The organism is Halalkalibacter sp. HAAS-P013 (genome assembly GCF_056619925.1).
This window is the reverse complement of sequence record NZ_JBWQTU010000002.1, coordinates 190,468-214,874: the sequence shown is the minus strand read 5'-3', so window position 1 is coordinate 214,874 and position 24,407 is coordinate 190,468. Positions and strand designations below refer to the sequence as shown.

The 24,407-nt window shown below is 38.1% G+C and carries 24 protein-coding genes and 1 pseudogene; 24 read left to right on the top strand and 1 reads right to left on the bottom strand.

From position 1 onward, the window contains the following. The first annotated feature begins 88 nt into the window (after positions 1-88). The 14 genes from AC1FXP_RS04940 (at position 89) to AC1FXP_RS04875 (ending at position 14,472) form a co-directional block, all read left to right on the top strand. Positions 89-964, top strand: a complete 876-nt coding sequence (locus AC1FXP_RS04940) for a carbohydrate ABC transporter permease (RefSeq protein ID WP_250097132.1) — start codon at positions 89-91, stop codon at positions 962-964. 52 nt (positions 965-1,016) lie between these two features. After that, positions 1,017-2,126, top strand: coding sequence for a prenyltransferase/squalene oxidase repeat-containing protein (locus tag AC1FXP_RS04935; RefSeq protein WP_480059077.1), 1,110 nt, complete (start codon positions 1,017-1,019; stop codon positions 2,124-2,126). Between the two features lie 22 nt (positions 2,127-2,148). Then, positions 2,149-3,348 carry an MFS transporter gene (locus AC1FXP_RS04930; RefSeq protein WP_480059076.1) on the top strand — a complete coding sequence of 400 codons (1,200 nt, stop codon included), beginning with the start codon at positions 2,149-2,151 and terminating at the stop codon, positions 3,346-3,348. Positions 3,349-3,363: 15 nt separating this feature from the next. Continuing rightward, a complete protein-coding gene (locus AC1FXP_RS04925; protein WP_480059075.1) occupies positions 3,364-3,678 on the top strand; it encodes a cupin domain-containing protein in 315 nt (104 codons plus the stop codon). 26 nt (positions 3,679-3,704) lie between these two features. Further along, positions 3,705-5,231, top strand: coding sequence for a glycoside hydrolase family 28 protein (locus tag AC1FXP_RS04920; RefSeq protein WP_480059074.1), 1,527 nt, complete (start codon positions 3,705-3,707; stop codon positions 5,229-5,231). A gap of 33 nt (positions 5,232-5,264) precedes the next feature. Beyond that, on the top strand, positions 5,265-6,272 hold the full coding sequence (locus tag AC1FXP_RS04915) for a dienelactone hydrolase family protein (protein WP_480059073.1): 1,008 nt from the start codon (positions 5,265-5,267) through the stop codon (positions 6,270-6,272). A 13-nt stretch (positions 6,273-6,285) separates the two neighbouring features. Continuing rightward, a complete protein-coding gene (locus tag AC1FXP_RS04910) occupies positions 6,286-7,590 on the top strand; it encodes a glycoside hydrolase family 43 protein (RefSeq protein ID WP_480059072.1) in 1,305 nt (434 codons plus the stop codon). Then, a complete protein-coding gene (locus tag AC1FXP_RS04905) occupies positions 7,574-7,858 on the top strand; it encodes a beta-xylosidase family glycoside hydrolase (RefSeq protein ID WP_480059071.1) in 285 nt (94 codons plus the stop codon). The genes AC1FXP_RS04910 and AC1FXP_RS04905 overlap by 17 nt, the downstream gene beginning before the upstream one ends. Then, on the top strand, positions 7,859-9,424 hold the full coding sequence (locus AC1FXP_RS04900; RefSeq protein ID WP_480059070.1) for a glycoside hydrolase family 43 protein: 1,566 nt from the start codon (positions 7,859-7,861) through the stop codon (positions 9,422-9,424). 253 nt (positions 9,425-9,677) lie between these two features. Then, the gene (locus AC1FXP_RS04895; RefSeq protein WP_480059069.1) at positions 9,678-10,787 is read left to right on the top strand and encodes a glycoside hydrolase family 88/105 protein; all 1,110 of its coding nucleotides are present in this window, start codon (positions 9,678-9,680) and stop codon (positions 10,785-10,787) included. A gap of 119 nt (positions 10,788-10,906) precedes the next feature. Beyond that, complete coding sequence (locus AC1FXP_RS04890; protein ID WP_480059068.1) at positions 10,907-11,440, top strand: hypothetical protein; 534 nt, start codon at positions 10,907-10,909, stop codon at positions 11,438-11,440. A 24-nt stretch (positions 11,441-11,464) separates the two neighbouring features. Further along, positions 11,465-12,127: a YesL family protein gene (locus AC1FXP_RS04885; protein ID WP_480059067.1), complete on the top strand. Its 663-nt coding sequence runs from the start codon at positions 11,465-11,467 to the stop codon at positions 12,125-12,127. Positions 12,128-12,205: 78 nt separating this feature from the next. Beyond that, the gene (locus tag AC1FXP_RS04880; RefSeq protein ID WP_480059066.1) at positions 12,206-13,489 is read left to right on the top strand and encodes a Gfo/Idh/MocA family protein; all 1,284 of its coding nucleotides are present in this window, start codon (positions 12,206-12,208) and stop codon (positions 13,487-13,489) included. A gap of 29 nt (positions 13,490-13,518) precedes the next feature. Further along, positions 13,519-14,472 carry a sugar kinase gene (locus AC1FXP_RS04875; RefSeq protein ID WP_480059065.1) on the top strand — a complete coding sequence of 318 codons (954 nt, stop codon included), beginning with the start codon at positions 13,519-13,521 and terminating at the stop codon, positions 14,470-14,472. Positions 14,473-14,644: 172 nt separating this feature from the next. Here AC1FXP_RS04875 and AC1FXP_RS04870 read toward each other — a convergent pair whose 3' ends face one another. Then, positions 14,645-15,640, bottom strand: a complete 996-nt coding sequence (locus AC1FXP_RS04870; RefSeq protein WP_480059064.1) for a LacI family DNA-binding transcriptional regulator — start codon at positions 15,638-15,640, stop codon at positions 14,645-14,647. Positions 15,641-15,753: 113 nt separating this feature from the next. On the opposite strand from AC1FXP_RS04870, the gene AC1FXP_RS04865 reads away from it, so the two are divergent. The 10 genes and pseudogenes from AC1FXP_RS04865 (at position 15,754) to AC1FXP_RS04820 (ending at position 24,257) form a co-directional block, all read left to right on the top strand. Next, positions 15,754-16,722 carry a bile acid:sodium symporter family protein gene (locus AC1FXP_RS04865; RefSeq protein ID WP_480059063.1) on the top strand — a complete coding sequence of 323 codons (969 nt, stop codon included), beginning with the start codon at positions 15,754-15,756 and terminating at the stop codon, positions 16,720-16,722. 103 nt (positions 16,723-16,825) lie between these two features. Beyond that, the gene (locus AC1FXP_RS04860) at positions 16,826-18,322 is read left to right on the top strand and encodes a UxaA family hydrolase (RefSeq protein WP_480059062.1); all 1,497 of its coding nucleotides are present in this window, start codon (positions 16,826-16,828) and stop codon (positions 18,320-18,322) included. 37 nt (positions 18,323-18,359) lie between these two features. After that, positions 18,360-19,886: a tagaturonate reductase gene (locus tag AC1FXP_RS04855; RefSeq protein ID WP_480059061.1), complete on the top strand. Its 1,527-nt coding sequence runs from the start codon at positions 18,360-18,362 to the stop codon at positions 19,884-19,886. 59 nt (positions 19,887-19,945) lie between these two features. Beyond that, entirely contained in the window at positions 19,946-20,581 is a 636-nt protein-coding gene (locus AC1FXP_RS04850; RefSeq protein ID WP_480059060.1) for a bifunctional 4-hydroxy-2-oxoglutarate aldolase/2-dehydro-3-deoxy-phosphogluconate aldolase, read from the top strand. Positions 20,582-20,756: 175 nt separating this feature from the next. Then, positions 20,757-21,194 (top strand): peptidylprolyl isomerase, encoded by a 438-nt coding sequence (locus AC1FXP_RS04845; protein WP_480059059.1) that lies wholly within the window; start codon positions 20,757-20,759, stop codon positions 21,192-21,194. 271 nt (positions 21,195-21,465) lie between these two features. Next, the gene (locus AC1FXP_RS04840; RefSeq protein WP_480059058.1) at positions 21,466-22,383 is read left to right on the top strand and encodes an NAD(P)/FAD-dependent oxidoreductase; all 918 of its coding nucleotides are present in this window, start codon (positions 21,466-21,468) and stop codon (positions 22,381-22,383) included. A 55-nt stretch (positions 22,384-22,438) separates the two neighbouring features. Beyond that, positions 22,439-22,516 (top strand): annotated as a pseudogene (locus AC1FXP_RS04835) (gamma-glutamyl-gamma-aminobutyrate hydrolase family protein); the annotation flags it as partial. Between the two features lie 255 nt (positions 22,517-22,771). Beyond that, positions 22,772-23,440 carry a hypothetical protein gene (locus AC1FXP_RS04830; RefSeq protein ID WP_480059057.1) on the top strand — a complete coding sequence of 223 codons (669 nt, stop codon included), beginning with the start codon at positions 22,772-22,774 and terminating at the stop codon, positions 23,438-23,440. Between the two features lie 110 nt (positions 23,441-23,550). Further along, a complete protein-coding gene (locus AC1FXP_RS04825; protein ID WP_480059056.1) occupies positions 23,551-23,883 on the top strand; it encodes a hypothetical protein in 333 nt (110 codons plus the stop codon). 275 nt (positions 23,884-24,158) lie between these two features. Beyond that, on the top strand, positions 24,159-24,257 hold the full coding sequence (locus AC1FXP_RS04820) for a YjcZ family sporulation protein (protein ID WP_084138710.1): 99 nt from the start codon (positions 24,159-24,161) through the stop codon (positions 24,255-24,257). The last annotated feature ends 150 nt before the right edge of the window (positions 24,258-24,407 follow it).

The window sequence follows — 24,407 nt, the reverse complement described above, 5'->3', positions numbered from 1 at the left end:
AAATCACTGCATTCCTAAAATACGCGAGGAATAGGTAAGAAAATTGCTTCGCGTATCCACATTAATGTGACATTGAGGAGGAACGATCATGGTTGGAGACAAGTCATTAGGCAGTCGCTTATTTAACATTACTAATATCACACTTCTTGCGATTATTGCTTTGCTTTGTGTTTTACCTTTTATCCATGTTTTAGCAGCATCATTTACGACAAGTGCAGAATTGGCAGAGAAAAGGTTCGTTTTAATTCCGACAGTTTGGAGTCTTGATGCGTATCGTTACATCTTTTCTACTGATACAGTGATGCGCGCAATGATGATTTCAATTGGGGTTACCGTTGGAGGAACAATCTTTAGTATGTTCCTCTCAACATTAACTGCTTACGGTCTTTCGCGTAAAGATTTAGTAGGAAGACGATTTATTATGTTCTTTATCGTATTTACGATGTTATTTAATGGTGGGATGATCCCAACGTTCTTAGTAGTACAACAAACTGGTTTATTAAACTCACTTGCAGCACTAGTTGTTCCAGTTGCTATTAATGCCTTTAACATGATTATCTTAAAGAGTTTCTTCCAAAATCTCCCTGATGGGTTGGAAGAGTCGGCGAAAATTGATGGGTGTAGTGATTTTGGAATCTTATTCCGGATAGTTATTCCTTGTTCGATGCCTGCGATTGCGACGATTTCCTTGTTCTATGCTGTAACATATTGGAACACATATATGCACGCAATTTTATATTTAAGTGACTCGTCGAAATGGCCAGTTCAAGTACTATTACGACAAATTGTTGTACTTGCAAGTGGACTCAATTATGACGGAGCGGAATTTACAGATATTCCACCGCCAGAGATCACAATTAAAATGGCTGTTATCGTAGTAGCAACTATTCCGGTATTAATGGTTTATCCATTCTTACAAAAATATTTTGCAAAAGGTGCATTAATCGGTTCAATGAAAGGTTAACCTTACAAACTTTAGAGTCATGTAGAAATATATTCATAGAGTAGGTGAATGAATGATTCAAAATACGAAGGACATTGCTAGTGTCTTAGAAAAGTTGGATGATCAGTATCACGGGCTTTTTCATTGGCTTGCAGGACAGTATGATCCTGCAACAGGAGGATTTTATTACGCTAGAAGTTCCATCAACGCTCATTATTTTAGTCCTGATATTGAATCAACAGCACAAGCATTAAACATGTTAATACGGAATAATCTGATCGACGACATGCCAAAACAGATGAGAACACAAATGATCCGCTTTTTTCAGTCCAAGCAAAAGGAAGACTCAGGATTTTTTTACGATGATCATCCAGGGATGGAAAAAGATGAAGTTATGGTTCATCGAGCGATTAATTATTCAATTAATTCATTAAAAAGACTAGGTGGTAACGCACAATATCCGTTACCACTTGAAGCAAAAAGTGCCCCTGATTATGTCAAGTCACCTGAAGAGTATCTAAAAAAATGGCGTAGCATTGACCTTAGTAATAGCTGGAGAGGCTGCGATTTGCTGGCGACATCTTGTGTGTATTTAGGAGAAATGACGAAAGAGGAACGAGTACCATTTTTACAGGAAGCTGAAAATTATTTAGCTTCTATTCAAGATCCAAAAACAGGATTATGGGGCGAAGGAAGTCTGTACGTTCGTATTTCTGGAACATTTAAACTTCATACGTTTTATAGTAAGTTCCAAATTCCAATGCCAAATCCAGATCGAATCTATCAAAGTATTCTTACATGCTTAAAAACAGAAGAAGCTGTCGATATGTGCTATATCCGAAACCCAATTGATTTGCTCTCCTATATGGATATCTCGATACCAAGGCATGAATTGCTCGAGATATTGGAAATTACAGCGACCAATATTAGTAAATTAAAGCGAAAAGATGGCGGATTTTCAAGGGAAATGGAGCATTCGCCACCTGCTCCTAATGTGGCCCAAGTAAAAAAGGGAGAATACTATCCGAACATGCCTGAGGCCGTTTGTTTAGGAAAGGGTTTGTATGAAGGCGATATGAATGCAAGTACACAAGCAACTTTGATTCGACTGAAATGTTATAGTCTAGCAGGGCTCAAAGTTCAGCCAATTAATGGTTATCAGGAATTTTATAAACTTCTATAAATGAGAGAAGTGTTGCAAGAAAATGAAATTACTAAAAATGCCTAAAGAAAAACGGCTATCGGAGCAAGCTATAATTACGCTTGTAAACCATACGATTTTTCAGTTTGGCAATTCGTTATCACTTATTTTTATTAATCTGTATTTATGGCGACTAACCGAAAGCCTGCTGATTAATGGACTGTTCAATTTAACAGCTATTCTCTCTCAAGCAATCGCGACGATACTTATTGGTAAGATAGCCAAACAAAAAGGACATTTAGCGATCTATCGTTATGGGATTTTCTTAACGGCTTTCTTTTACCTCTGTATCGTTGTTACACAAGAAAACATGGTTCAGTATTTTTACTTATTTGCCTTAGTTAGAGGAATTTCTCAGGCCGCTTATTGGCTAAGTTATTTTACATTAGCACATGAAGTATCAAACAATTTAAATCGGCATCGTTACCTAGGTTGGAACCAAATGTTAATGGGGCTGGCTAATCTAGTAGGTCCTGCCGCTGCTGGCTTTGTCATCACTTTGTATACAGAGCTAACCGGCTATATCATTGTTTTTTCCATTGCCTTTTTAATGTTTATCATTGCAACGATTGGAAGCTTTCGAATTAAGAAGGTGCAATCTCACCATAAAGAGTATTACATGAAGTATTTAAAGTTATTAGTAAAGAAAAAGCCCAACTTTCAAAAAGCTTTATTTGGTTGGTTTATTATTGGATTCCCACAAGGGATTCTGATGTATATTCCACTGATTTTACTCTTTACGATTTTTCCAGATGAGAGCTTTGTAGGGTACATGAATGTTTTGTTTTTAAGCTTGTCGATTGTAGCTAGTTATGCGATTTCTCGTTTTGCAAATATTGAATCTACGAAAATGTATTTATTTGTTGCAGCGATAGGGATGCTTATTTCAGCTACTTTCTTAATTTGGGAGATTTCTATTTGGACCGTTGTTTTATTTATGGCAATTAGTTCTATTTTTAAGCCACTACAAGGAAACACATATGCTGCGTACTATTTTACTTGGCTAGATAAAATACCTTTAAAAGAAAACTTTCGTGTGGAATCAGTCGTGTTGAGGGAAGCGATTATTAATATTGGTAGGGGACTAGGGATTGTGATCTTTATGATTTTTTCAACTGAGATTAATCCGGCTACAATACCTTGGATATTAGTTTTTGTTATGGCTATTCAATTAATCATTCCCCTATTAGCAAAAGATCAATAGAAAGGGGCGTTTCAGGTGACGAAAATTGGAGAATGGGAAGTAGTCGATGCGAAGATTAAGAGGAAGATTCATCAACCAGGAAACCAAATCATGATGATGGAAGTTGAGTTTGAACAAGGAGGGGTAGGTACTGAGCATAGTCATCCACATGAGCAATTTACGTATGTTTTAGCAGGAACATTTGATTTTCATGTTGATGGGAAAAAAGTGTTAGTGAAAGAAGGAGAAACACTTTATATACCGAGTAATGCTGTTCATGGTGTAACCGCACTTGAAGCAGGGACTTTGTTAGATACATTTACTCCACTGAGGGAAGATTTATTGAAATAATTGTGAGTGAAGGAGGCTATGTTAGCATGAGAGACATTACAGAATATGGCGCCAAAGGTGATGGTGTCACGGATAATACGAAGGCAATTGCTGCAACAATCGCGGCTTGCTCTAAAGATGGGGGAGGCACAGTCAGAATTCCAGCTGGAACTTACCTTACAGGACCGATTGTACTAAGAAGCAATATGACCTTATTTGTAGAAGCAGGTGCCCTCGTATTATTTCGGAATGATTTTGATGCGTATTATCCGGTAGAAACAAGGTGGTCTGGATATGAATGCTACGGATTTTCACCACTTATCTATGGGAGTGGTCTTGAAAATGTTTCGATAAAAGGAGAAGGTTGTTTTGACGGGCAAGGAACAGCTTGGTGGGACATTTATCATTTAATAAAAAAAGGAAAGTCGTATGAAACAACTGTAACGAAAAAGCTCGCAACATTAAATGAAGAAAAGCTACACATGAAAACAAACTTAGTTGAGTGGAACACGCAATTTTTACGACCACCATTGTTGCAGCTCTACAAGTGCCATGGTGTAACACTTGAAGGTATTACGTTGCAAAATTCACCATTTTGGAACACACATCTCGTTTATTGTGATCATGTAAACGTACGCGGGGTAACATTTAAAAATCCTTCTAATACACCAAATGGTGATGGCTTTGATATTGATTCTTGTTCCAATGTTCGTGTGTCTGACTGTCATTTTGATGTTGGGGATGACTGCTTATGTTTGAAATCTGGAATTAACGAAGATGGTAGAAGAGTAGGAAGACCGACAGAGAATGTAACTGTAACAAACTGCACGATGTCACGCGGTCATGGCGGTGTTGTATTTGGAAGTGAAAACTCCGGTGGAATACGGAACGTAACGGTTTCTAACTGTGTATTTATCGGAACAGACCGTGGCATTAGGATTAAAACGAATAGGGCTAGAGGTGCTTATATTGAGAACATTCTAGTTAATAACATATATATGCAAGATGTCTTTTGTCCACTAGCTATTAATTCTTTTTATCGGTATGGCATTAATGAGGATGATCCACTAATGACTAGTGCTGAGGCAATCCCTGTGACAGAAAAAACGCCAAGAGTAAGAAATATTCAAATTAGTAATGTAACGGCTAAAAACTGTTTGGCTGCTGCCGCTTTTATTTACGGACTACCTGAATTACCAATTGAAGATGTTTCAATACGAAACATGAAAGTTGAAATGACAATTGATGCAAACGAGGTAGGTGGTGAACCGGACATGGTGAAAGAAGAATTAATCATGGCTGGGGAAGGGATTTTTTGCAAACATGTTCGTGGAATTGAATTTCAACAAGTACAAGTAGAGACACGTCAAGGACCTGCTGTGATTGTTGAGCAAGGAGAAGATATTGAGCTTAATCATGTTGGGATGAAAAAGCCGCATGCTAACACACCTGTAGTCAAATTGACTAAGGTGGATGATGTATATATATTCGGACGTCAAGCAGCAAAGATGAAAGAAGCTTATGCAGACTTTGTAGATAGCAACAGTGAAGAAGTGACGTTTGCAGGTAACTAATATTCATAGCTTACTTTGTTGGAGGTAGTGGTGATGTGGTCTCCTAATCCATTTTTACAGAAGCTATACGAAGATACGGTACAAACACATGTTGTAGATACGACGAGAAGAAATAGAAAACATATAAAGGACTGTTTGATAGAGGCGTTAGGTGATTTTACGAGCCTTGAAGGAGAGTTGCAACCACAGATTATTGAGAGGGTTGAATACGATACCTATGAGAGAATGCGTCTTGAAATGCAAACTTGTCAATCTCTAAAAATGCCTGTATATGTGCTAATACCTAAAATGAGATCGGCATCTCCACTTCCCGCAGTTCTTGCTATTCATGGTCATGGCTATGGAAGCAAGGAAGTTGTAGGACTGCATCCAGGCGGTCTTCCTAATTTAGGGGTTCCAGGTAATCATAAAAATTTTGCAATTGAGTTAGTCCAAAGAGGAGTGATTGTCGTTGCTCCAGAGCTATTAGGATTTGGTGATAGAAAGCTTGCCGCCACGGACTCTACTACTGATAACTCATGCTTTGAACTAGCAAGCCAACTCCTATTACATGGAAAAACACTCGCTGGACTTAGAGTATATGAGTGTACGAGAGTATTAGATTACCTAAATGGATTGCCCGACATTGATAACGACAAAATTGGATGCATGGGGTTTTCCGGTGGGGGACTGATTGCGGCATTTACTTCTGCAATCGATGAGAGGATCAAAGCTACGGTTATTAGTGGATATGCAAACACGTTTAAAGACAGCATTATTGCTAGGAGACATTGTCTTGATAATTATTTGCCTGGCATATTACAAAACGCCGAACTGCCAGATTTAATTGGCTTAATTGCACCAAGGTCGTTATGTATTGAGTCTGGTATCAATGATCACCTCTTCCCGTTTCATGGAGTACAGGAAGCCGTGCACAAACTAAAAAAAGTTTATCAATCACACAATGCATTAAACGCATTTACTTACGATGTTTTTGAAGGCGGACATGAAGTAAGTGGAAGCAAATCATTTAATTGGTTAGTAGATTCCTTAGCTGTGTAAGAGGGGGAGAAAAATGAACGGTAAAATAAAAGCAAATCAAAAGAAAGTGTGGTCACCTGACTTAGGAAATGGCTACTACAAAAACCCGATCATTCATGCAGATTATTCAGATCCAGATGTCGTTCGGGTAGGAGAAGACTTTTTTATGGTGGCATCTAGCTTTAACATGTCTCCTTGCTTGCCAGTCCTTCACTCAAAGGATTTAGTAAATTGGAAAATTGTTAATCATGTCTTTGAGAAGCTTCCTTATTCCTACTACGATAAACCACGTCAAAGTGAAGGGGTATGGGCACCGAGTATCAGATACCATGGTGGAAAGTTTTGGGTGTTTTTTGCAACACCTGATGACGGAATATTTATGAGTACGACAGAAGATCCATTTGGCAAGTGGTCTCCTTTGCATTTAGTGAAGAAAACAAAAGGCTGGATAGATCCGTGTCCTTTTTGGGATGGCGATGGCAACGCTTATCTTGTTCATGCCTTCGCTAAGAGTCGAATGGGCTTTAAAAGTGTTCTAAACATTTGCAAAATGAAGCAAGATGGAACCGCTTTACTTGATGAAGGATTAAGAGTATTTGATGGTAACTTGCACCATCCAACGATTGAAGGACCGAAGCTGTATAAACGGAATGGCTATTATTATATTTTTGCACCGGCTGGGGGAGTAACAAATGGATGGCAAGCGGTCCTTAGATCAAAGAATATCTATGGCCCATATGAAGATAAAGTTGTACTTCATCAAGGAAGTACGCTTGTAAATGGCCCACACCAAGGAGCATGGGTCGAACTAGAGACAAGTGAATCCTGGTTTATTCACTTTCAAGATAAGGGGCCCTATGGTCGAATTACTCATTTACAGCCAATGAGATGGAAGGATGATTGGCCAGTAATAGGAAACAATGTCAATGCTGAAGGAGTCGGTGAACCTGTAATGAGTTGGAAAAAGCCAACTACAGCATTTGTTGGGGAAGAATGTACTCCTCAAACAAGTGATATATTTGAAGGCAGCTCATTAGGTCTCCAATGGCAGTGGAGAGCAAATATACAGAGAGAGTGGTATGACCTGAGAGAAGGTAGCCTCAGATTACATGCACACAAGCGAACAGAAGAAACAGATACATTTTATGATACTGCACAAATTTTAACTCAGAAATTTCCTGCATTAGCATTTACAGTGACAACTCACCTTACTTTTTCTGCAGATCGTGAAGGAGATACAGCAGGCTTAATGGTGTTTGGCCATGATTATGCAGGGATAAAACTAAAAAAATCACTTTCTGGAATGTCTTTAATTAAGTTTATTGGTCAACAAAGATGAAAGAACTGCTGAACAAGAGGAATTCGTTTTAGAAGTAGATACGAGTACATTATATCTCCGTGTTGAAGTAAAAGAAGGTGCAAGGTGTGAGTTTAGCTTTAGTATAGATGGTGATAACTTTCAATTAATTGATTTCCCTTTTCAAGCAAAAGATGGAGGCTGGAGTGGAGCGCAACTCGGTATTTTTTGTCTAAATGAGGGGGGAGAACATTCTGTTGGATATACAGATTATCATTCATTTTATATTGAGGCAAAGGAGGGAGGATAAATGGATACGTTTAAAAACCCGATTCTACCAGGCTTTTATCCTGACCCTTCTATTTGCAGAGTAGGCAATGACTATTACTTAGTTACATCAAGCTTCGAGTATTTTCCTGGGGTACCAATTTTTCATAGTAAGGATCTGGTAAACTGGTGTCAAATTGGCCATGTGCTTGATCGTCCTTCCCAGTTGAATTTGGATGAAACTCCTTGCTCTAAGGGCATCTATGCTCCAACCATTCGCTATCACAAAGGACTGTTCTATATGATCACAACCTTTGTCGTTAGTAAAACGGGAGCACGGAAAAACTTTTTTGTAACAGCAACAGATCCAAAAGGTCCATGGTCTGATCCGTATTGGCTTGATGATGCGCCTGGTATCGATCCATCTTTATTTTTTGAGGATGATGGAAAGGTTTATTTTATGGCAAATCGTATTCCACCAAATGGACAGCAATACGAAAAGCATATGGAAATTTACCTCCAACAGTTAGATTTGGAAACAAAACAACTGATTGGACCGAAAATTAGTTTATGGGATGGGGCTTTAAAACAAATTCATGCACAGGAAGGTCCGCATCTATATAAAATACGTGGCATGTATTATTTAATAATTGCAGAAGGTGGAACAGGATTCACTCACTCTGTCACGATTGCTAGAAGTGAGGAGCTAACGGGTCCATATGAAGTTTGTAAAACGAATCCCATTTTAACGCATCGTCATTTGGGAAGGGACGCTCCTATTGTTAATGTAGGTCACGCGGATATTGTCCAAACTCAAACAGGGGAGTGGTGGATGGTTTGTCTCGGATCACGACCGTACGGGGGAGAGTTTAGTAATCTTGGAAGAGAGACCTTTCTTGTGCCGTTTATATGGGAAGATGGTTGGCCAGTAGTCAATCCAGGGAAAGGGATCATCGAAGAAGAAATGACTAGGCCCAATCTAACTTTGCATCGCTGGTCAAGTTTACCTGCGTGCGACCATTTCGATTCAGAAGAATTAAACGATCAATGGAATTTCATTCGAACACCTAGAGACCAGATTTACTCTCTTACAGAAAGGGCAGGGCATTTACGTCTGAAGGTTAGACCTCAAGTGATTACCGAAGAAGTGAACCCAAGCTTTATAGGCAGACGTCAGCAGCATGTTGATTTTGCGGTCAGAACTGTTATGGATTTTTATCCTGAAGAAGATAGTGAATCAGCTGGCCTTGTTTTGCTTCAAAATTGTGATTTTCAAATTAGGATGGAATATACACGAATGAATGACAGGGCCGTAATTCGTTTACTAAAAAGAGTAGCAGGTGAGGATCAGACTTGGTCCATTCAAGAAGTAGAAACAAAGCGAATGTTTCTCAAGATTGAGGGTTATGGACAGAGTTATAATTTCTATTATGCTTTAGAGCCTGAAGAGTGGCATGTACTATATGAAAATGTTGAAGGGCGAATTTTAAGTACGGAAGTTGCAGGTGGATTTACAGGTTCGTACATTGGGATGTATGCAAGCAGCAATGGAACAGAGAGCCAAAACGTTGCTGACTTTGATTATTTTGAATATGTAAGTCTTTCTTGAATAATAGCTGTTTTCGTAACGATTGATGCTGTGAAGAAACGTTTTTCTCGTAGTGAAATGGAGCAGAAGTCACTCGACTCCTGCGGGATGAAGAGGTAGGGGCGAGACCCCACAGGCGCGGCCGAGGAGGCCAGGCACCTCCCCGCGGAAAGCGAGTGGCTGGAGCTCAGGTGGAACGAACATGAGGAGCCAAAAAACAACAATGTATGCGAAAACAGCCTAAATAATAAACAAAATTTAGGAGGAATGAACAATGGCAAATCAAGTAGCAGTTAATGGAAAGAGTGCATTAGAATGGGCACAAAGAGCAAGTGAAAGTTTAATGAGTCAATATGAACCGATCAAGCTTCCACCAGCGGATAGATGGCATTATCATCAAGGAGTTTTCTTGTGTGGTGTTCATAGTGTTTGGCAAGAAACGAGGAATGAAGAATACTTTTATTATTTCAAGGAATATGTTGATAAGCTTGTTGATGAACAAGGGAACTTTTTCTTTGCTAGAGATGAGCTAGATGCAATTCAACCTGGGTTACTTCTCCTACCTTTATATAATCAAACGGGAGAAGAGCGTTATAAAGTAGCAGCTACTAAGCTTCGTAATCTACTAAATACGATTAACAAAACAAAAGAAGGCGGCTTTTGGCATAAAGATAAGTACCCTTATCAAATGTGGCTTGATGGACTCTACATGGCAGGACCTTTTACACTTCAATATGGTCAGCAATTTGGAGAACCGGAATTAGTAGATTTAGTTTTATATCAAGAATCACTCATGAGAAAGAATACTAAAGATGAGAAAACAGGACTTTATTTCCATGGATGGGATGAAAGTGGTCAGACACCTTGGCATGTCCCTGGTACAAATACAGCTCCTGAAATTTGGGGGCGCTCGTTAGGCTGGTATGGATTAGCTGTTGTAGACATAATTGGAATGCTTCCTGATGATCATCCGAAGAAAAAAGAGTTAATTGGTGTGATTCAAAATCTAATTGAGAACTTGGTTCGTTATCAAGATGAGAAGACAGGGTTGTGGTATCAAGTCATAGATAAAGGCCACCTTGAAGATAACTGGTTAGAAAGTTCTTGTTCGAGCTTGTTTGTATATACGATCGCTAAAGCTGTAAATCAAGGCTATATCGATGCAAAGTATTTTGAATATGCCAAAAAAGGATATGAAGGAATCATTAATCACTGTATTGAAGTAGATGATAAGGATCAAGTTACGCTAACTGGCATTTGTATCGGTACTTCAATCGGGGTTTATGATTATTATGTTGGGCGCGAAACGAGTGAAAATGACTTGCACGGGGTAGGAGCATTTATCCTAGCGAGTATGCAAATGTACCACAATGAGTCAAAATAGAAAATCAGTACCTTTCTTCTAATCTGTTACTAGTAGAGGGCATTAAAAATAGCTCTCTACTAGTAGATTAATAATGATATAGTTAAGATAGCTTTTATTAAGGAAGGAAGGAAAATGAAATGAAAGTTCTAGGAAAGATTCTTTTTTTCGTATTATGTTTGTTGATGATCGTTGGTTGTAATAACAATGAAGAAAAGTATACATTACTCTTTTTTTCAGAAATACCGGAATCGGCGCAAGATGAAATAGAGGCGGTCGTTAAAGAGGCTATCAATATTGAAGAGACTGATTTTGAACTAAACATGTTTCCGGTAACTTATGAAAGATTAGTTGTTGAAATTGCAGGACATAACGGTGATATTCTATTTTTGAAGGAAGAGCTTATGTCAGCGGCGTATGATCCAGTTGGGCTCATTCCATTAGATGAAGTGATTGATCAAGCTACGTTTGATCAGATTCCAAATGATTATAAAAATGTTCATGAAGAAACAGGGGAAACGCATGTTCATGCATTACCAATTGATAATGAATCTCCGTTTTTAAAGAGATTAGGAATAACACTAGACGAGCCTTTGGTGGCTATTATACCCATTTACAGTGAAAATAAAGCGTTTTCAATCGAGCTGCTTCGATATATAATAGAGACAAACTAGTTTGCTAGAAAGAAAGGAGGAAACATGATGGAAATGAACGGATTTATGGGTAGCTTTTATCGAGCGAGCGTATTTATTTCGAAGCTGGCCTATATTAATATACTTTGGATCATGTTTACCTTAATGGGATTAGTTATTTTTGGATTTATGCCAGCAACAGTTGCGATGTTTGCTGTTACGAGAAAATGGATCAATGGTTCAGGAGATTTTCCGCTTTTTAAGACGTATTGGGGTTACTATAAATCAGAACTCGTTAAATCGAATATATTTGGAATCTTCTTCGTTTTTATCGGTTATTTTCTTTATATGAATTTTATCCTCGTGCCGGAACAGGTGCTTTGGATGACAGTATTAAGATATATTTTCCTTGTTATTAGCATAGTATATCTCATTACGTTGCTTACTTTTTTCCCAACGTACGTTCAACTTAATTTAAAAGGGACCAATTATCTAAAAACATCGCTATTGCTCGGTTTGGCTTATCCTCAATATGTCGTTTTGATGGTTGCTGGAATTGTTGGTATTCAGTATTTAATGATGTTTTTACCAGGGTTAATACTATTTTTCGCAGCTAGTTTAATCTGTTATGTAATGACGTGGGTTATGAGAATAGTCTTTAAAAATGTTGAAAAAAAGAACCAACAGTTTGAAGAAGAGCAAGCAGCAAGAGAAGTAGAGGTCATGTAGTTTGATTTGGGTGAATCATGTAATAGGATTCACCCTTTATAAAAAAGAATAATAACAACGTTGTTAAGGGGTGGGAAAATGAAAAGAATTGTTGTTTGTGGACTAAGTAATCGAGCCATGCAAATGTTTATTAAACCAATCTTAACAAAGTTCTCACAGGAAAACGAGATTGTTGGTTTATTAGATCAAGATGAGAGACGAGGAGAGCTCATCTATGAGAAGTTTCAAGAATTAAGGGACGTTCCTTACTACAGATCTGAGCAATTTTCTGAAATGATTTCTAATACTAGGCCGACGACTGTCATTGTCACGAGTCGAGATGATACACATGTTGACTATATATTACAAGGTCTCAAATATGATTTGGATATCATTTGTGAAAAGCCAATGGTCATTACAAGCCAAGATGCGAGACGAGTTATGGAAGCTGAAGAGAACAGCAAAGGGAAAGTAACCGTAGCTTTTAATTATCGATACAATCCATTTCACCGGAAAATAAAAGAATTAATTCTAGAAGGAAAAATTGGAAAGGTTACGTCGGTTGATTTAAATTGGTATATCGATACGTATCATGGAGCGAGTTATTTTAAACGATGGAACCGAATGAGGAAGCACTCCGGAGGGTTATCCGTTCATAAATCGACGCACCATTTTGATTTAGTGAACTGGTGGATTGATCAAAAGCCAGTTGAGGTCTTTGCGTACGGTGATTTACATTATTACGGAAAACATGGGGAAGAAAATCCAAGTCATACTGATAACCGCTACTGTGGCACTTGTACGGAGAAGTTATTATGTAATTACTATACTCGCTGGAGCAATCGTACGAATTCAGAAATAGTGAAAGATGATCATGTAAAAGCAGAAGTGGAACAAAACTATACGAATTACCGGCCTGATGCATGTATTTTCGATCATGAAATTGAGATTGAAGATACATATGTTGCAACAGTGAAATACAATCAAGGTGCCTTGTTAAGCTACTCAATCAATTTTTCATTGCCTTATGAAGGATATCGACTGGCGATTAATGGAACAAAGGGAAGGATCGAAACCCAAGAATTTCATGAACTCAGCCGTATTCCTTTTCCAGTTCCTGAACAAACAATTGACTATTTTCCGTTGTTTGGATCAAAGGAAATCATCCATGTTGTCCAAAATGAGGGAGGTCATGGAGGTGGAGATCCATTGATTCTAGAAGATCTCTTTTTAGGAATAGATCCTAGTAGGCAATATGAAACTTTAGCAGGATCACGCGCTGGCGCCTATTCCATTGCTGTTGGTGAAGGGGTATGGAAATCTAGCAAGGAGAATAGACCGATTCGGATCGATCAATTATTAGAGAACTATATATATGAATAATTTATAAAAAGCAAACTGGAGGGGTTAAGATGGATGTTGTAACAATTGGAGAGTCAATGGCTGTGTTTAGTCCAGAGTCATCGCCGTTAATGAGATATGCAGCAACTTATTCGCGAAAATTTGGTGGAGCTGAATCAAATGTAGCGATTGGCTTAACGAGGCTTGGTCATAAAGTAGGATGGATAAGTAAAGTAGGAAACGATGAATTAGGGAAGGGCTTGCTCTCTTTTATTCGCGGAGAAGGAATTGATGTTAGTCAGGTGAAGATAGACGAGACAGCCCCAACAGGTCTTTATTTTAAAGAAGTAAGAAATGCAAGCAATGTAAAGGTTGAATATTATCGCCAAGGTTCAGCAGCTAGTCAATTACATGTTACGGATTTAGATGAACAGTATATTGCAAATGCAAAATATATTCACATAACAGGCATTACTCCAGCTCTTAGCGAAAGCTGCTATAAGACCGTTATGAAAATGATTCAGATTGCTAAAGACAACGGCGTAAAGATTGTATTCGACCCTAATTTACGAAAAAAACTGTGGTCTGAAGAACACGCGAGAGAAGTATTACTTGAAATTGCTTCAAAATCAGATATTGTCTTGCCGGGAATTTCAGAAGGGGAGTTTATGTTTGGAGAAAGAAATGTAGAATCTTTAGGTCAGAAGTTTTTAGAACATGGTGCTTCACTAGTAGTTATGAAAGTCGGTGAAAAGGGAGCCTATTACTTTACAAAAGAACAAAGTGAGCTTGTACCTGGTTTCCCTGTCGATCAAGTAGTTGATCCTGTTGGAGCCGGAGATGGCTTTGCTGCAGGAGTGATTTCGGGTTTATTAGACCAATTACCTTTGTATCAAGCGGTTGAACGTGGAAACGCAGTTGGAGCGATGGCTGTACAAATTCCGGGTGATTTTGAAGGATTGCCAAGTAGAGAAGAAATTCATCAGTTTCTCTACGGGGCAGAATTAGAGGATATTAGCAGATAATATAGAGGCTGTCACAAAAGTCCGGAACAGAGGTGGCAATAGCACCGTTCGCTACTCGTAGTGAGTGTGTAACCCACTCATTTCAAGGCTATTAAAGATGTAGCGACTCCGATCATTGCTTAGGGGGTGCCAAAAGTGTTTTTGACTTTTGGCACCCCTTATACTCGTTTAATCAGTCATACCACCCAAAAGGAGCACAAGAGTTAGCAATATTTAATTCAGGATCTAAAATAATGGAGTCTTGAATTTCATTCCCTTCTATAATAGAGAGAAGGGCTTCACTAATTTGCTTGGCAATTCTTGTTACAGGTACACCTACAGTAGATAAAGTTACCTCTAAGTTGTCTGACTGTGGAATATTGTCATAGCTAATAATAGAGAGGTCCTTTGGCACGTGAAGAGCTAGTTCGCTAGTTGCTCGAAGAATCCCACGTGTTAAATCGTAGCTCCCGCTAATTATGGCTGTTATACCCGTATTATTTGATAGCAAAGTTTTTGCAGCATGATATCCATCATGTACTTCTAGTCCATTAGTAGGAATGGCTAAGTCAGGAAAATCTGAAGCTTGTTCAATATTCATAGCTTCAAAAAAACCGATTGCCTTCTCTTTTTGAAGAGGATCAACGTCAGACAAGTCTCCAATAAAAGCAATCTTTTTGTGACCAATTTCTTGTAAATAATTCACAGCTAGTTTAATTGCCTTTCTTCGATTGACATCAATTGTTGGATACGTTGAGTTTTCTTTCAGTCCGTAATAAAGAATCGGAACGGTTGTCTGAATGAAAGAGTCGCTAAGTACGGTTTTATTTTCTCCAAAAACTAAGATAGCATCTACTTGAAACCGGTTGAATGTAGCAATCGCTGATTCCACTTTGTTAATAGACAAAAGTGTTGTATACGATTTTTCTTCTAAAAAGTCGTTTATTTTTGTAATCAAAATAGACGGGGCGATTCTTTCGACACTTGGCCAAACGACTCCGATTGTAAACGACTTTTTTTGCACAAGGCTTCTTGCTGCTACGTTCGGTTGATACCCTAATTCTTCTGCTATTTTCATAATTTTTATTTTCGTTGGTTTTTTCACTAATGGACTGTCTCTTAAAGCCTTTGATACCGTTGAATAGCTCACTCCTGCATGCTTGGCTATATCCTTTATTGTTACCCCCATAGTCCGCCTCCATTTAAAATTACAACGTTGTTAATCTATTTACTTATTATATCAAAGTAAAGTAAGATTTATAAGTGAAACGTAAGAGCGGAATTAGAGTGAGGAGTATGAATATGATTCAGACAATAAATCAGCATTTAGAAAAAGCAATGCCCTTTATTACACCAAGTAGTGTTGTGTTAGGTTTGGTTTTATCCAATTACATTCAGTCGTGGGTTGTTTTAGTTCCATGGGTTTTTGCCTTTATTACTTTAGCAAGTAGCATTGGAGTACGAATAGAAAAGATTAAAACTGCGATCGTACAACCTAAACCGATTTTTCTCTCGCTAGGGATCATTCAACTTCTAATGCCATGTATCGCATTTCTGTTAGGTCATTTGTTTTTTCCAAACGATTATTTAACCGTTGTAGGATTAATTATAGCCTTTATCATTCCAACAGGGGTAATCAGTTTGATGTGGGTTTCGATTTATAAAGGAAATTCCTCTGTTTCATTATTAATTGTCTTATTGAACACACTTTTAGCCCCATTTGTAATTCCATTTTCTTTGCACCTGTTTGTTGGTGCGAGTATTGACATAAATACATGGAGTTTGATGTCAAATTTGTTTTTAATGATTGTAATTCCCTCGTTATTAGGGATTTCTTTAAATTATATTCCTGCGCTAAAGACGAAAGATGTTAAAGGGACACTCGCACCTTTTTCTAAATTTGGCTTGTTTTTTGTTATTGCCGTTAATAGTTCCGTTGCAGCTCCGGTTTTGGGGTTTAATTGGAAACTCATCTCTATTGCAATGATTGTTTTTTGTATCGCATCACTAGGTTATTTACTTGGTGTCGTTTTAGGGAGGCTCTTAAAATTTGAAAATGACGTAATCATAAGTTTATTGTTTAATAGCGGGATGAGAAATATCAGTGTAGGGGCGACTATAGCTATTTTATATTTTCCAGCGCCTGTATCCGTACCTATTGTCCTTGGAACGCTTTTTCAACAAACGTTGGCAGCATTTTATGGTCGGGTCCTTTCGAATTACTTAAAGAAGAAAGAGCAAGACCAAAAACAGTATAAGTTAGTAAATTAATTTTTTCTTAATTGACATTTACCTTGCCCTTTTATAAAATTAAAATAACAACGTTGTTATTTTTTTTCTTGAACTCTATGAAAATAATAAAAAGGAGGTCATTATGAGCTCAAATTATCTTTTAGTTAATAAGGCTGATAATGTAGTTGTCACACTTAAAAATTATGAAGCTGGGGAGACCCTGCAATTTGAAGATAAAAACATTCCTTTAAGGGTTGCGGTTCCAACCGGTCATAAAGTGGCGGTAGCACCAATTAAAAAGGGTCAAGATGTAAGGAAGTATGGATTTCCAATTGGGCATGCAACAGAAACGATTGAGGTGGGCGATTGGGTCCATACTCATAACACGAAAACGAATTTATCAGGAACATTAGAATATACCTTTAATCCAAACGAAACCTCTCATTCAATTAGTCAAGCAGAGCAACGAACGTTTAAGGGTTATGTTCGAGCAAATGGCGAGGTTGGAATTCGAAATGAAGTTTGGATTATAAACACAGTAGGTTGTATTAATAAAACGGCGGAGCTTTTGGCGAAAACGGCTGATAGTCAGTACAGGGGCGAGGGCATTGACGGTGTATATCATTACCCGCATCTGTTTGGCTGTTCCCAACTTGGGGATGACCTTCACAATACGCAAAAGATATTAAGTAATCTCGTACATCATCCTAATGCTGCAGGTATTCTAGTACTTGGTTTAGGTTGTGAGAACAATCATATTGCTGAATTCAAAAAAGTGATTGGTGATTTTGATGAGAACAAAGTGAGATTTTTAAGCGTACAAGAAGCTGATGATGAGTTAGAGGAAGGGTTAGATCTACTTGATGAGATTGTTTCCTATGCGAAAACGTTCACACGTGAAGAAGTACCTGTATCAAAGTTAAAAGTCGGTTTGAAATGTGGAGGCTCTGACGGCTTTTCAGGAATTACAGCTAACCCACTTGTAGGGTCCTTTTCGGATAAATTAATCGAACATGGAGGTACATCGATTTTAACAGAAGTACCTGAAATGTTTGGAGCAGAAACGCTTCTCATGAACCGGGCAAAAAATAAAAAGGTTTTCAATATGATTGTTGATTTAGTCAATGACTTTAAAGAATACTTTATTAAGCATGACCAAGTAGTCTATGAAAATCCGTCACCAGGTAATAAAAAAGGTGGTATCACAACGTTAGAAGAAAAGTCACTAGGCTGTGTTCAAAAAGGAGGATTCTCTCCTGTCAACGATGTATTGCCATACGGAGGACGCGTAACGGAGCCTGGGCTAAATTTAGTTCAAGGACCTGGGAATGATCTTGTATCGGTTACAGCGTTAGCAGCTTCAGGAGCACATATCGTCATTTTTACAACGGGAAGAGGAACTCCGTTTGGTGGACCTGTTCCAACAGTAAAAATGTCAACGAACAGTAAGCTCTTTGAGAAGAAGAAAAACTGGATTGACTTCAATGCTGGTGAACTTATTTATGGAAAAGAAATGGATGAACTGACAGATGAATTGTTTGATTACATCATTGAATTAGCTTCAGGAGACGTTCGTACTAATAATGAAAAGAACGGATTTAAAGAGATTTCCATCTTTAAAGATGGTGTCATTTTATAATTCTTTTTCGCAAACTCAACTAAGGAGTGATTTTTAGATGGAACAATTAAGCCGTTCAATAAAATTAGAAAACCTTCCTGCTCAAGTTACATATGAACATCAAGACCATTTGCCAGAAAAAATTGTTCAATTTGGTGAGGGGAACTTTTTAAGAGGATTTGTAGATTGGATGATTCATGAATTAAATAAACAAGGGTTGTTTAATGGGAAAGTGGTAGCGATACAGCCAACACCGCACGGGAAAGTTGTACCAAAGCTTAATGCTCAGGATGGGTTATACACTCTTGCTCTACGAGGGATTGAAAATGGGCAGATCGTGGAACGTAACGAAATTATTTCATCGATCTCTAGAGGTATTAATCCATATAGCAATTGGGACGAAGTTTTAAAGGTAGCAGAATCACCCGACATTCAGTTTGTTTTTTCTAATACAACTGAAGCCGGTCTTACCTACTTAGAAGAAGCATATGATGAGCAAAAATCGCCTTTATCTTTTCCTGGAAAGGTTACAGCCTTCTTGTACCATCGTTATAAGGTGATGAATGCAAAGCCTGAGGCAGGTTTAGTCTTAATCCCGTGCGAATTAGTAGAAGGAAATGGTGACGTACTAAAAGAGCTTGTTCTACGATATGCAAAAGAATGGAATATGCCTAAGGAGTTTATTACTTGGGTCAATGATCATAATCAGTTTTGCAATACATTAGTTGACCGGATTGTGACAGGATATCCTAAAGACAATATTGAGGTGTATAGAGACCTTCTTAAGTATGAAGATGTTCTTTTAACAGCCGGAGAACCGTACCATTTATTTGCCATTGAGGCAGGGGAGGATGTGGCAGAGCGCTTACCGTTTCATCAAGCTGGTTTAAATGTGAAATGGGGTCCGATTACGCCATATCGTGAATTAAAAGTTCGGTTATTAAATGGCCCTCATACAATGATGTTTTCGGTTTGTTACCTATCTGGTGTTGATACCGTCTTAGAAGCGATGCAGGAGCCTGACTTAGGTGAATTTGTGAAACACGGTATGATTGAGGAGATCTTTCCTACTGTGAAGATGGATGAGAAGGAAAAGAGATTATTTGTTGAATCAGTCATAGAAAGATTTGAAAACCCATATAACAAGCATTTTTTAACTGATATCGGTATGAATGCCGTTTATAAATACAAATCAAGACTCATTCCTTCTATGTTGGATTATATAAAGCAAACAAAGAAGTTGCCGCAATCGATATTGTTTTCACTAGCAGCTCTCATTGTCTATTATCGTCCTGATAGAAATGATGGAGATTTTCTAATTGGACTACGGGGCAATGACGAATATACGATTCGTGATAATAAAGAAGCACTTTCGGCGTTAACAAAAGCGTGGGAGCTATTTGAGAATGACGGTGCAGATGTTTCCCGCTTAACAACGTCTGTATTAGAAGATGAAGAGCTTTGGGGTATAAATTTAAATGCAATAGACGGACTTAACGAATTGGTTGCAAGTAATGTATCAAGCATATTACTGCATGGCATGAAGGAAAGTGTAAGGGAACTTGCTAAAGCAGCTACAAAATAAGCAACTATTGAGAAAAATAACAACGTTGGCATTGTGACGTTATTGAATTGGAGGAAGCGATGAATTTATTAGAACAGATTACAGAAAGTGGAATCGTTGCAGTAATACGTGGTTCAAAGCCCGAAAATATTGTTGAAATAGGTAAAGCGTTAAGGGAAGGGGGCGTTAAGGCCCTTGAAATTACAGTGGAAACACCAAGAGCCATGTCAATAATTGAGAAAGTAGCAATAGAGCTTGAGAATGAAGATGTGATCGTAGGGGCCGGGACTGTCTTAGATCCAGAAACGGCACGAGCAGCCATTTTATCTGGAGCAAGATTTGTTTTTTCTCCAACGGTTAATGCAGAAACAATTAAGATGTCTAAGCGATATGGCGTACTAAGTATTCCTGGTGCCTTTACTCCGACAGAGATTTTGACTGCTTATGAAAATGGTGCTGATCTAATAAAAGTGTTTCCAGCAAATGCTGTTGGACCATCATATATAAAAGATATTAAAGGTCCATTACCTCATATTCCATTAATGGTGACAGGAGGTATTGATTTAGTGAATGCGGCCGATTACATTAAAGCGGGTGCAGTAGGCCTAGGTGTTGGGAGTACCCTTGTACCAGCTACGATTAATGAGGAGGCACTTCAATCTATTACGGATAAGGCTAAGAAATTTGTGGAAACTGTTAAGCTAGCGCGAGAGTAAGAGATATATGGTAAAGCTGTTGAGAAAATATTTTCAACAGCTTTTTGATTAGAGAATAGACAATATCAATAGCTCGAATTATTCATAAAATGGTTACGCTAATCATTTCAATTTCACATTGGAATCCGAATCGTGTACAATAAAGTGAATCTAAATCAAATTGGAGGCTATACATATGAAAAAAGGTTCTATTTCATTTGAAAATGGTGAAAAGCTTGTTATTGAATTTTACCCAGAAGCTGCACCAGGTCACGTTGAAAATTTTGAAAAGCTAGCGAATGAAGGATTCTATAACGGATTGACTTTCCACCGTGTCATTCCAGGGTTTGTTGCTCAAGGTGGGTGCCCAGTTGGAAATGGTACTGGAGGTCCTGGTTACACAATCAAATGTGAAACACAAGGTAACCCACATAAGCATGTTGCAGGTGCTCTTTCTATGGCACATGCAGGAAAAGATACGGGCGGTAGCCAATTCTTCATCGTGCATGAGCCACAACCTCATTTAGATGGTGTGCATACAATATTTGGACAAGTTGTAGAAGGTCTTGATTCTGTATACCGTATTAAACAAGGCGATACGATGCAAGAAGTAAAAGTTTGGGATGAAGAGTAATACGTGAGAATTAGGGGCAGACTATGGAAGCCACAAAAAAGGTACAATTCAACCTTTTTCTGCGGCTCGATTTAGTAGCAATGGCTCCGCACGCTGCAAGCCTGCTATGAGAAGATCACTCATGGCAGGCTTTTTTTTAAAAATAGCAGCCGCTCCGCACATTGCTTAGAGGGCACTGAAAAAGGGAAAACCACCCTTTTTCAGTGCCCTCCAGACTAGGTCTGGCTTTTTTATTTTGTTTTTAGAAGAAAAGGAAGAAAGGAGATTAGGGATGGAACATCGAACGGTTGATGTGACAATTGTCGGCGGTGGACCTAGTGGTTTAAGCGCGGCATTAGTGCTTGGCAGATCATGTAGAAGCGTTGTGTTGATTGATTCAGGACATCCTAGAAATGAAGTAACATATGAATCCCACGGATTCCTAACACGTGACGGAATTAAACCCTTTGAACTGCGAGAAATAGCTCTTGAACAGATGAAAAAATATGACAAAGTGACGGTTATAGACGATCTAGTTGAAGATGTTAAAAATGAGGATGCTTGTTTTAAAACAACGACACGAACAGGGAGTAGCATCACTAGCCGAAAAATCATTTTTGCCACAGGATTAAAGGAACACTTACCAATGATTCGCGGATTAGAACAAACGTATGGAAAATCCGTTTTTTCATGTCCTTATTGTGACGGGTGGGAGCATCGTGACTTACCTCTTGCTGTTATCGGAAATCAAAAAGATCTCATTCACTATATCCGCTTAATCTATAATTGGAGTCAAGATTTACTCGTCGCCACGAATGGGCCGGCCAAGCTTAAAGAAAAAGAAAAAAAAGAGGTTGCCGAACACGGTATCCGCTTAATCGAAACAGAAATAAGAGAAATAACTTCTACAAATGGATTATTAAAGGAGATTGTCTTTACGGACGGCGAAATGATTAACAGAAAAGCGGCTTTTATCGTTAATACAGGTGCTGAACAAGCGACAATGCTTCCGGAAAAACTTGGTGTAACCCTAGCAAAAAATGGAGCATTTGAAACAAAGGAACATGGTAAGACTAGTGTAAATGGACTCTACATTATTGGCGATGCAGCGAAACGATTTACTGGGTTAATGGGAGCGGCAGCCGAAGGGTATGAAACAGGCGTGAATATGAATCATGAATTTGTTGAGGAAGATTGGCTGAAAAAATAAATTAAGATCATGTGCCTGCATCTTGTTTTGCAGGCTTTATTTAGTATAACTTTGCAGAGGCTGTCAAATATTGAATATTGCTGTTGGTGGAGACATGTTCCAAGATATCTATAGTAATTTGTGCGCCGTATAAATAAATTTTACATATTGTAGAGTCGATAAAGCGTTTGATATAATTAATTTAAATTAATAAGTAATCATTTGTAACGATATGCCACTTTTGCTTCAACATAAGACTCCCCAATACTGTATTCATATGATAAACGTATAAAATGACATATTTAGTTAACAATAAAAAGATCTATCAATTATTTGACAACGTTGGACAGTCCTAGTTATGAAGTAGGACTGTCTTTTTTCAGTGATTCTTTTAGAAAGTTGGTGCAAGATGAGCAAATACCGATATGCTGAGTATTGGAAGGAAAAAGCAAAGAGTGGCGATAAATGGTTATCTCCGTCAACACAAATATATAAACATAATGATTTAATTTTTGTAGGACAGATTTTAAATATTTATTCAGGACAACAGGAATCAATTCGACTATTGTTTCCAAACATTAAAGCTGTAACAGGATTCCTACAATATATCTTTTTGCCGACGGCCTTCATAGGCTATTTTATGATCCATGAAATGGATCCAAAGACAATTATGTTAGGTGATGGAACGTTCTCTTCGTTAATTGATCAATTACCGTTACGAGAACAATTTGAACCTAATACAAAAGAAACGATGCAAGAGGTTTTATCGTTCGTGCAAACGGCTTGGACAAAAGATGATGAAGCAGCCTTTTTTCAATTAGAAAAAGCTTTGAGGTTGCTTGAATCTATCAATGTAGAACATGTTGTTACATCTTTTAACATCCTTCGATCTCCAAGTGGACTAGCTAGTTGGTTAGTGAATGAATATGAAAATGAGCCAGTTTTAGGAATTAACTCACTTGAAGAAGAAGTGAACATGAATGTCAGTGAGTTTCTTCAATTAAGTCGAGATGCCGAATCACAACCTTTTCAATCAAAGCGTTTTTTTCATACATTAGATAGTGTAATGATTTTGTAAGCTATAACTTTTTTTGAAAATGTTAAAAAAGGTGCTCATATACCCAATCATTCCGTGTCATTTCTCCATATGGTAATACCATATCGAAAAACTTTGGAGGAGATTTGAAGATGACACAAAAGAAAAAGCCTTTAGAGCAATTACAGCCGTTAGCAGAGCGTAGAAGTCCTATGCCGCTACAGCCTCTACAAGACAGAAAAGAACCAAAACCAACTAAGCCGATTGAGGATGTAAAAAAGCCAATTGATCATTGTAAGCCTGACGATAAGAAGAAAATGCCTGATAAAAAGAAACCTGAAAAGCCGGTTGAAGATAAGAAAGAAGAGCCAAAGAAAAAAGAAATAGTTGACCCTTGGGCAAGACTTTTGTTTGGACCGCCTAGAAAAGTGGAATCAAGTACTGATGAGGATGATAAGCCCCGTAGAGGATTTTCGTGGATTTAAGTAATAAATGGTACTAGTGCATCACTATAGGTGTGCTTGCAGTTATCATACAAATAAATAGCAACCAGGAAAAAGGGGTAGTGAGGTGCGAATACTATCCCTTCTTGGGTTGCAGTTTTAATGTGAAAACCCTTTTTAAATTAGTCTGAAACACATTCAAGATATTTCTAAAAAAACAATGAATTCACCCAAACAAGTTGAAATTAAATTGCATATAGTACCAAGAATAGCAGTTAACTTTTGCTATTTGACCTAACGTAAAGGAGGTGTTTAGCATGTCAGGATATGCACACGGAGGTGGCTTTGCGTTAATCGTAGTATTGTTCATCTTGTTAATTATTATCGGAGCGTCTTATGTAGGTTACGGTTACTAAAAAGGCGTTTTAACAAATGAAGAAAAAATGGCTGTCCCAAATCGGTTTGAACGGTTTTGGGGCAGTTCTTCGTATGCAAGCAATGGCTGAAAAAGACTGTTACATATTGTTACGAACTAGATGATGTAGTGTTAAAAAGGACAGTACAAT

Bases quoted from the DNA above. Each gene is read 5' to 3' on its own strand.
- AC1FXP_RS04885 (WP_480059067.1), top strand. From the start codon at position 11,465: ATGATGGAAATGAACGGATTTATGGGTAGCTTTTATCGAGCGAGCGTA.
- AC1FXP_RS04930 (WP_480059076.1), top strand. From the start codon at position 2,149: ATGAAATTACTAAAAATGCCTAAAGAAAAACGGCTATCGGAGCAAGCT.
- AC1FXP_RS04840 (WP_480059058.1), top strand. From the start codon at position 21,466: ATGGAACATCGAACGGTTGATGTGACAATTGTCGGCGGTGGACCTAGT.
- AC1FXP_RS04830 (WP_480059057.1), top strand. From the start codon at position 22,772: ATGAGCAAATACCGATATGCTGAGTATTGGAAGGAAAAAGCAAAGAGT.
- AC1FXP_RS04845 (WP_480059059.1), top strand. From the start codon at position 20,757: ATGAAAAAAGGTTCTATTTCATTTGAAAATGGTGAAAAGCTTGTTATT.
- AC1FXP_RS04920 (WP_480059074.1), top strand. From the start codon at position 3,705: ATGAGAGACATTACAGAATATGGCGCCAAAGGTGATGGTGTCACGGAT.
- AC1FXP_RS04820 (WP_084138710.1), top strand. From the start codon at position 24,159: ATGTCAGGATATGCACACGGAGGTGGCTTTGCGTTAATCGTAGTATTG.
- AC1FXP_RS04850 (WP_480059060.1), top strand. From the start codon at position 19,946: ATGAATTTATTAGAACAGATTACAGAAAGTGGAATCGTTGCAGTAATA.
- AC1FXP_RS04890 (WP_480059068.1), top strand. From the start codon at position 10,907: ATGAAAGTTCTAGGAAAGATTCTTTTTTTCGTATTATGTTTGTTGATG.
- AC1FXP_RS04940 (WP_250097132.1), top strand. From the start codon at position 89: ATGGTTGGAGACAAGTCATTAGGCAGTCGCTTATTTAACATTACTAAT.
- AC1FXP_RS04875 (WP_480059065.1), top strand. From the start codon at position 13,519: ATGGATGTTGTAACAATTGGAGAGTCAATGGCTGTGTTTAGTCCAGAG.
- AC1FXP_RS04935 (WP_480059077.1), top strand. From the start codon at position 1,017: ATGATTCAAAATACGAAGGACATTGCTAGTGTCTTAGAAAAGTTGGAT.
- AC1FXP_RS04880 (WP_480059066.1), top strand. From the start codon at position 12,206: ATGAAAAGAATTGTTGTTTGTGGACTAAGTAATCGAGCCATGCAAATG.
- AC1FXP_RS04895 (WP_480059069.1), top strand. From the start codon at position 9,678: ATGGCAAATCAAGTAGCAGTTAATGGAAAGAGTGCATTAGAATGGGCA.
- AC1FXP_RS04855 (WP_480059061.1), top strand. From the start codon at position 18,360: ATGGAACAATTAAGCCGTTCAATAAAATTAGAAAACCTTCCTGCTCAA.
- AC1FXP_RS04910 (WP_480059072.1), top strand. From the start codon at position 6,286: ATGAACGGTAAAATAAAAGCAAATCAAAAGAAAGTGTGGTCACCTGAC.
- AC1FXP_RS04900 (WP_480059070.1), top strand. From the start codon at position 7,859: ATGGATACGTTTAAAAACCCGATTCTACCAGGCTTTTATCCTGACCCT.
- AC1FXP_RS04865 (WP_480059063.1), top strand. From the start codon at position 15,754: ATGATTCAGACAATAAATCAGCATTTAGAAAAAGCAATGCCCTTTATT.
- AC1FXP_RS04860 (WP_480059062.1), top strand. From the start codon at position 16,826: ATGAGCTCAAATTATCTTTTAGTTAATAAGGCTGATAATGTAGTTGTC.
- AC1FXP_RS04825 (WP_480059056.1), top strand. From the start codon at position 23,551: ATGACACAAAAGAAAAAGCCTTTAGAGCAATTACAGCCGTTAGCAGAG.
- AC1FXP_RS04915 (WP_480059073.1), top strand. From the start codon at position 5,265: ATGTGGTCTCCTAATCCATTTTTACAGAAGCTATACGAAGATACGGTA.
- AC1FXP_RS04870 (WP_480059064.1), bottom strand. From the start codon at position 15,640: ATGGGGGTAACAATAAAGGATATAGCCAAGCATGCAGGAGTGAGCTAT.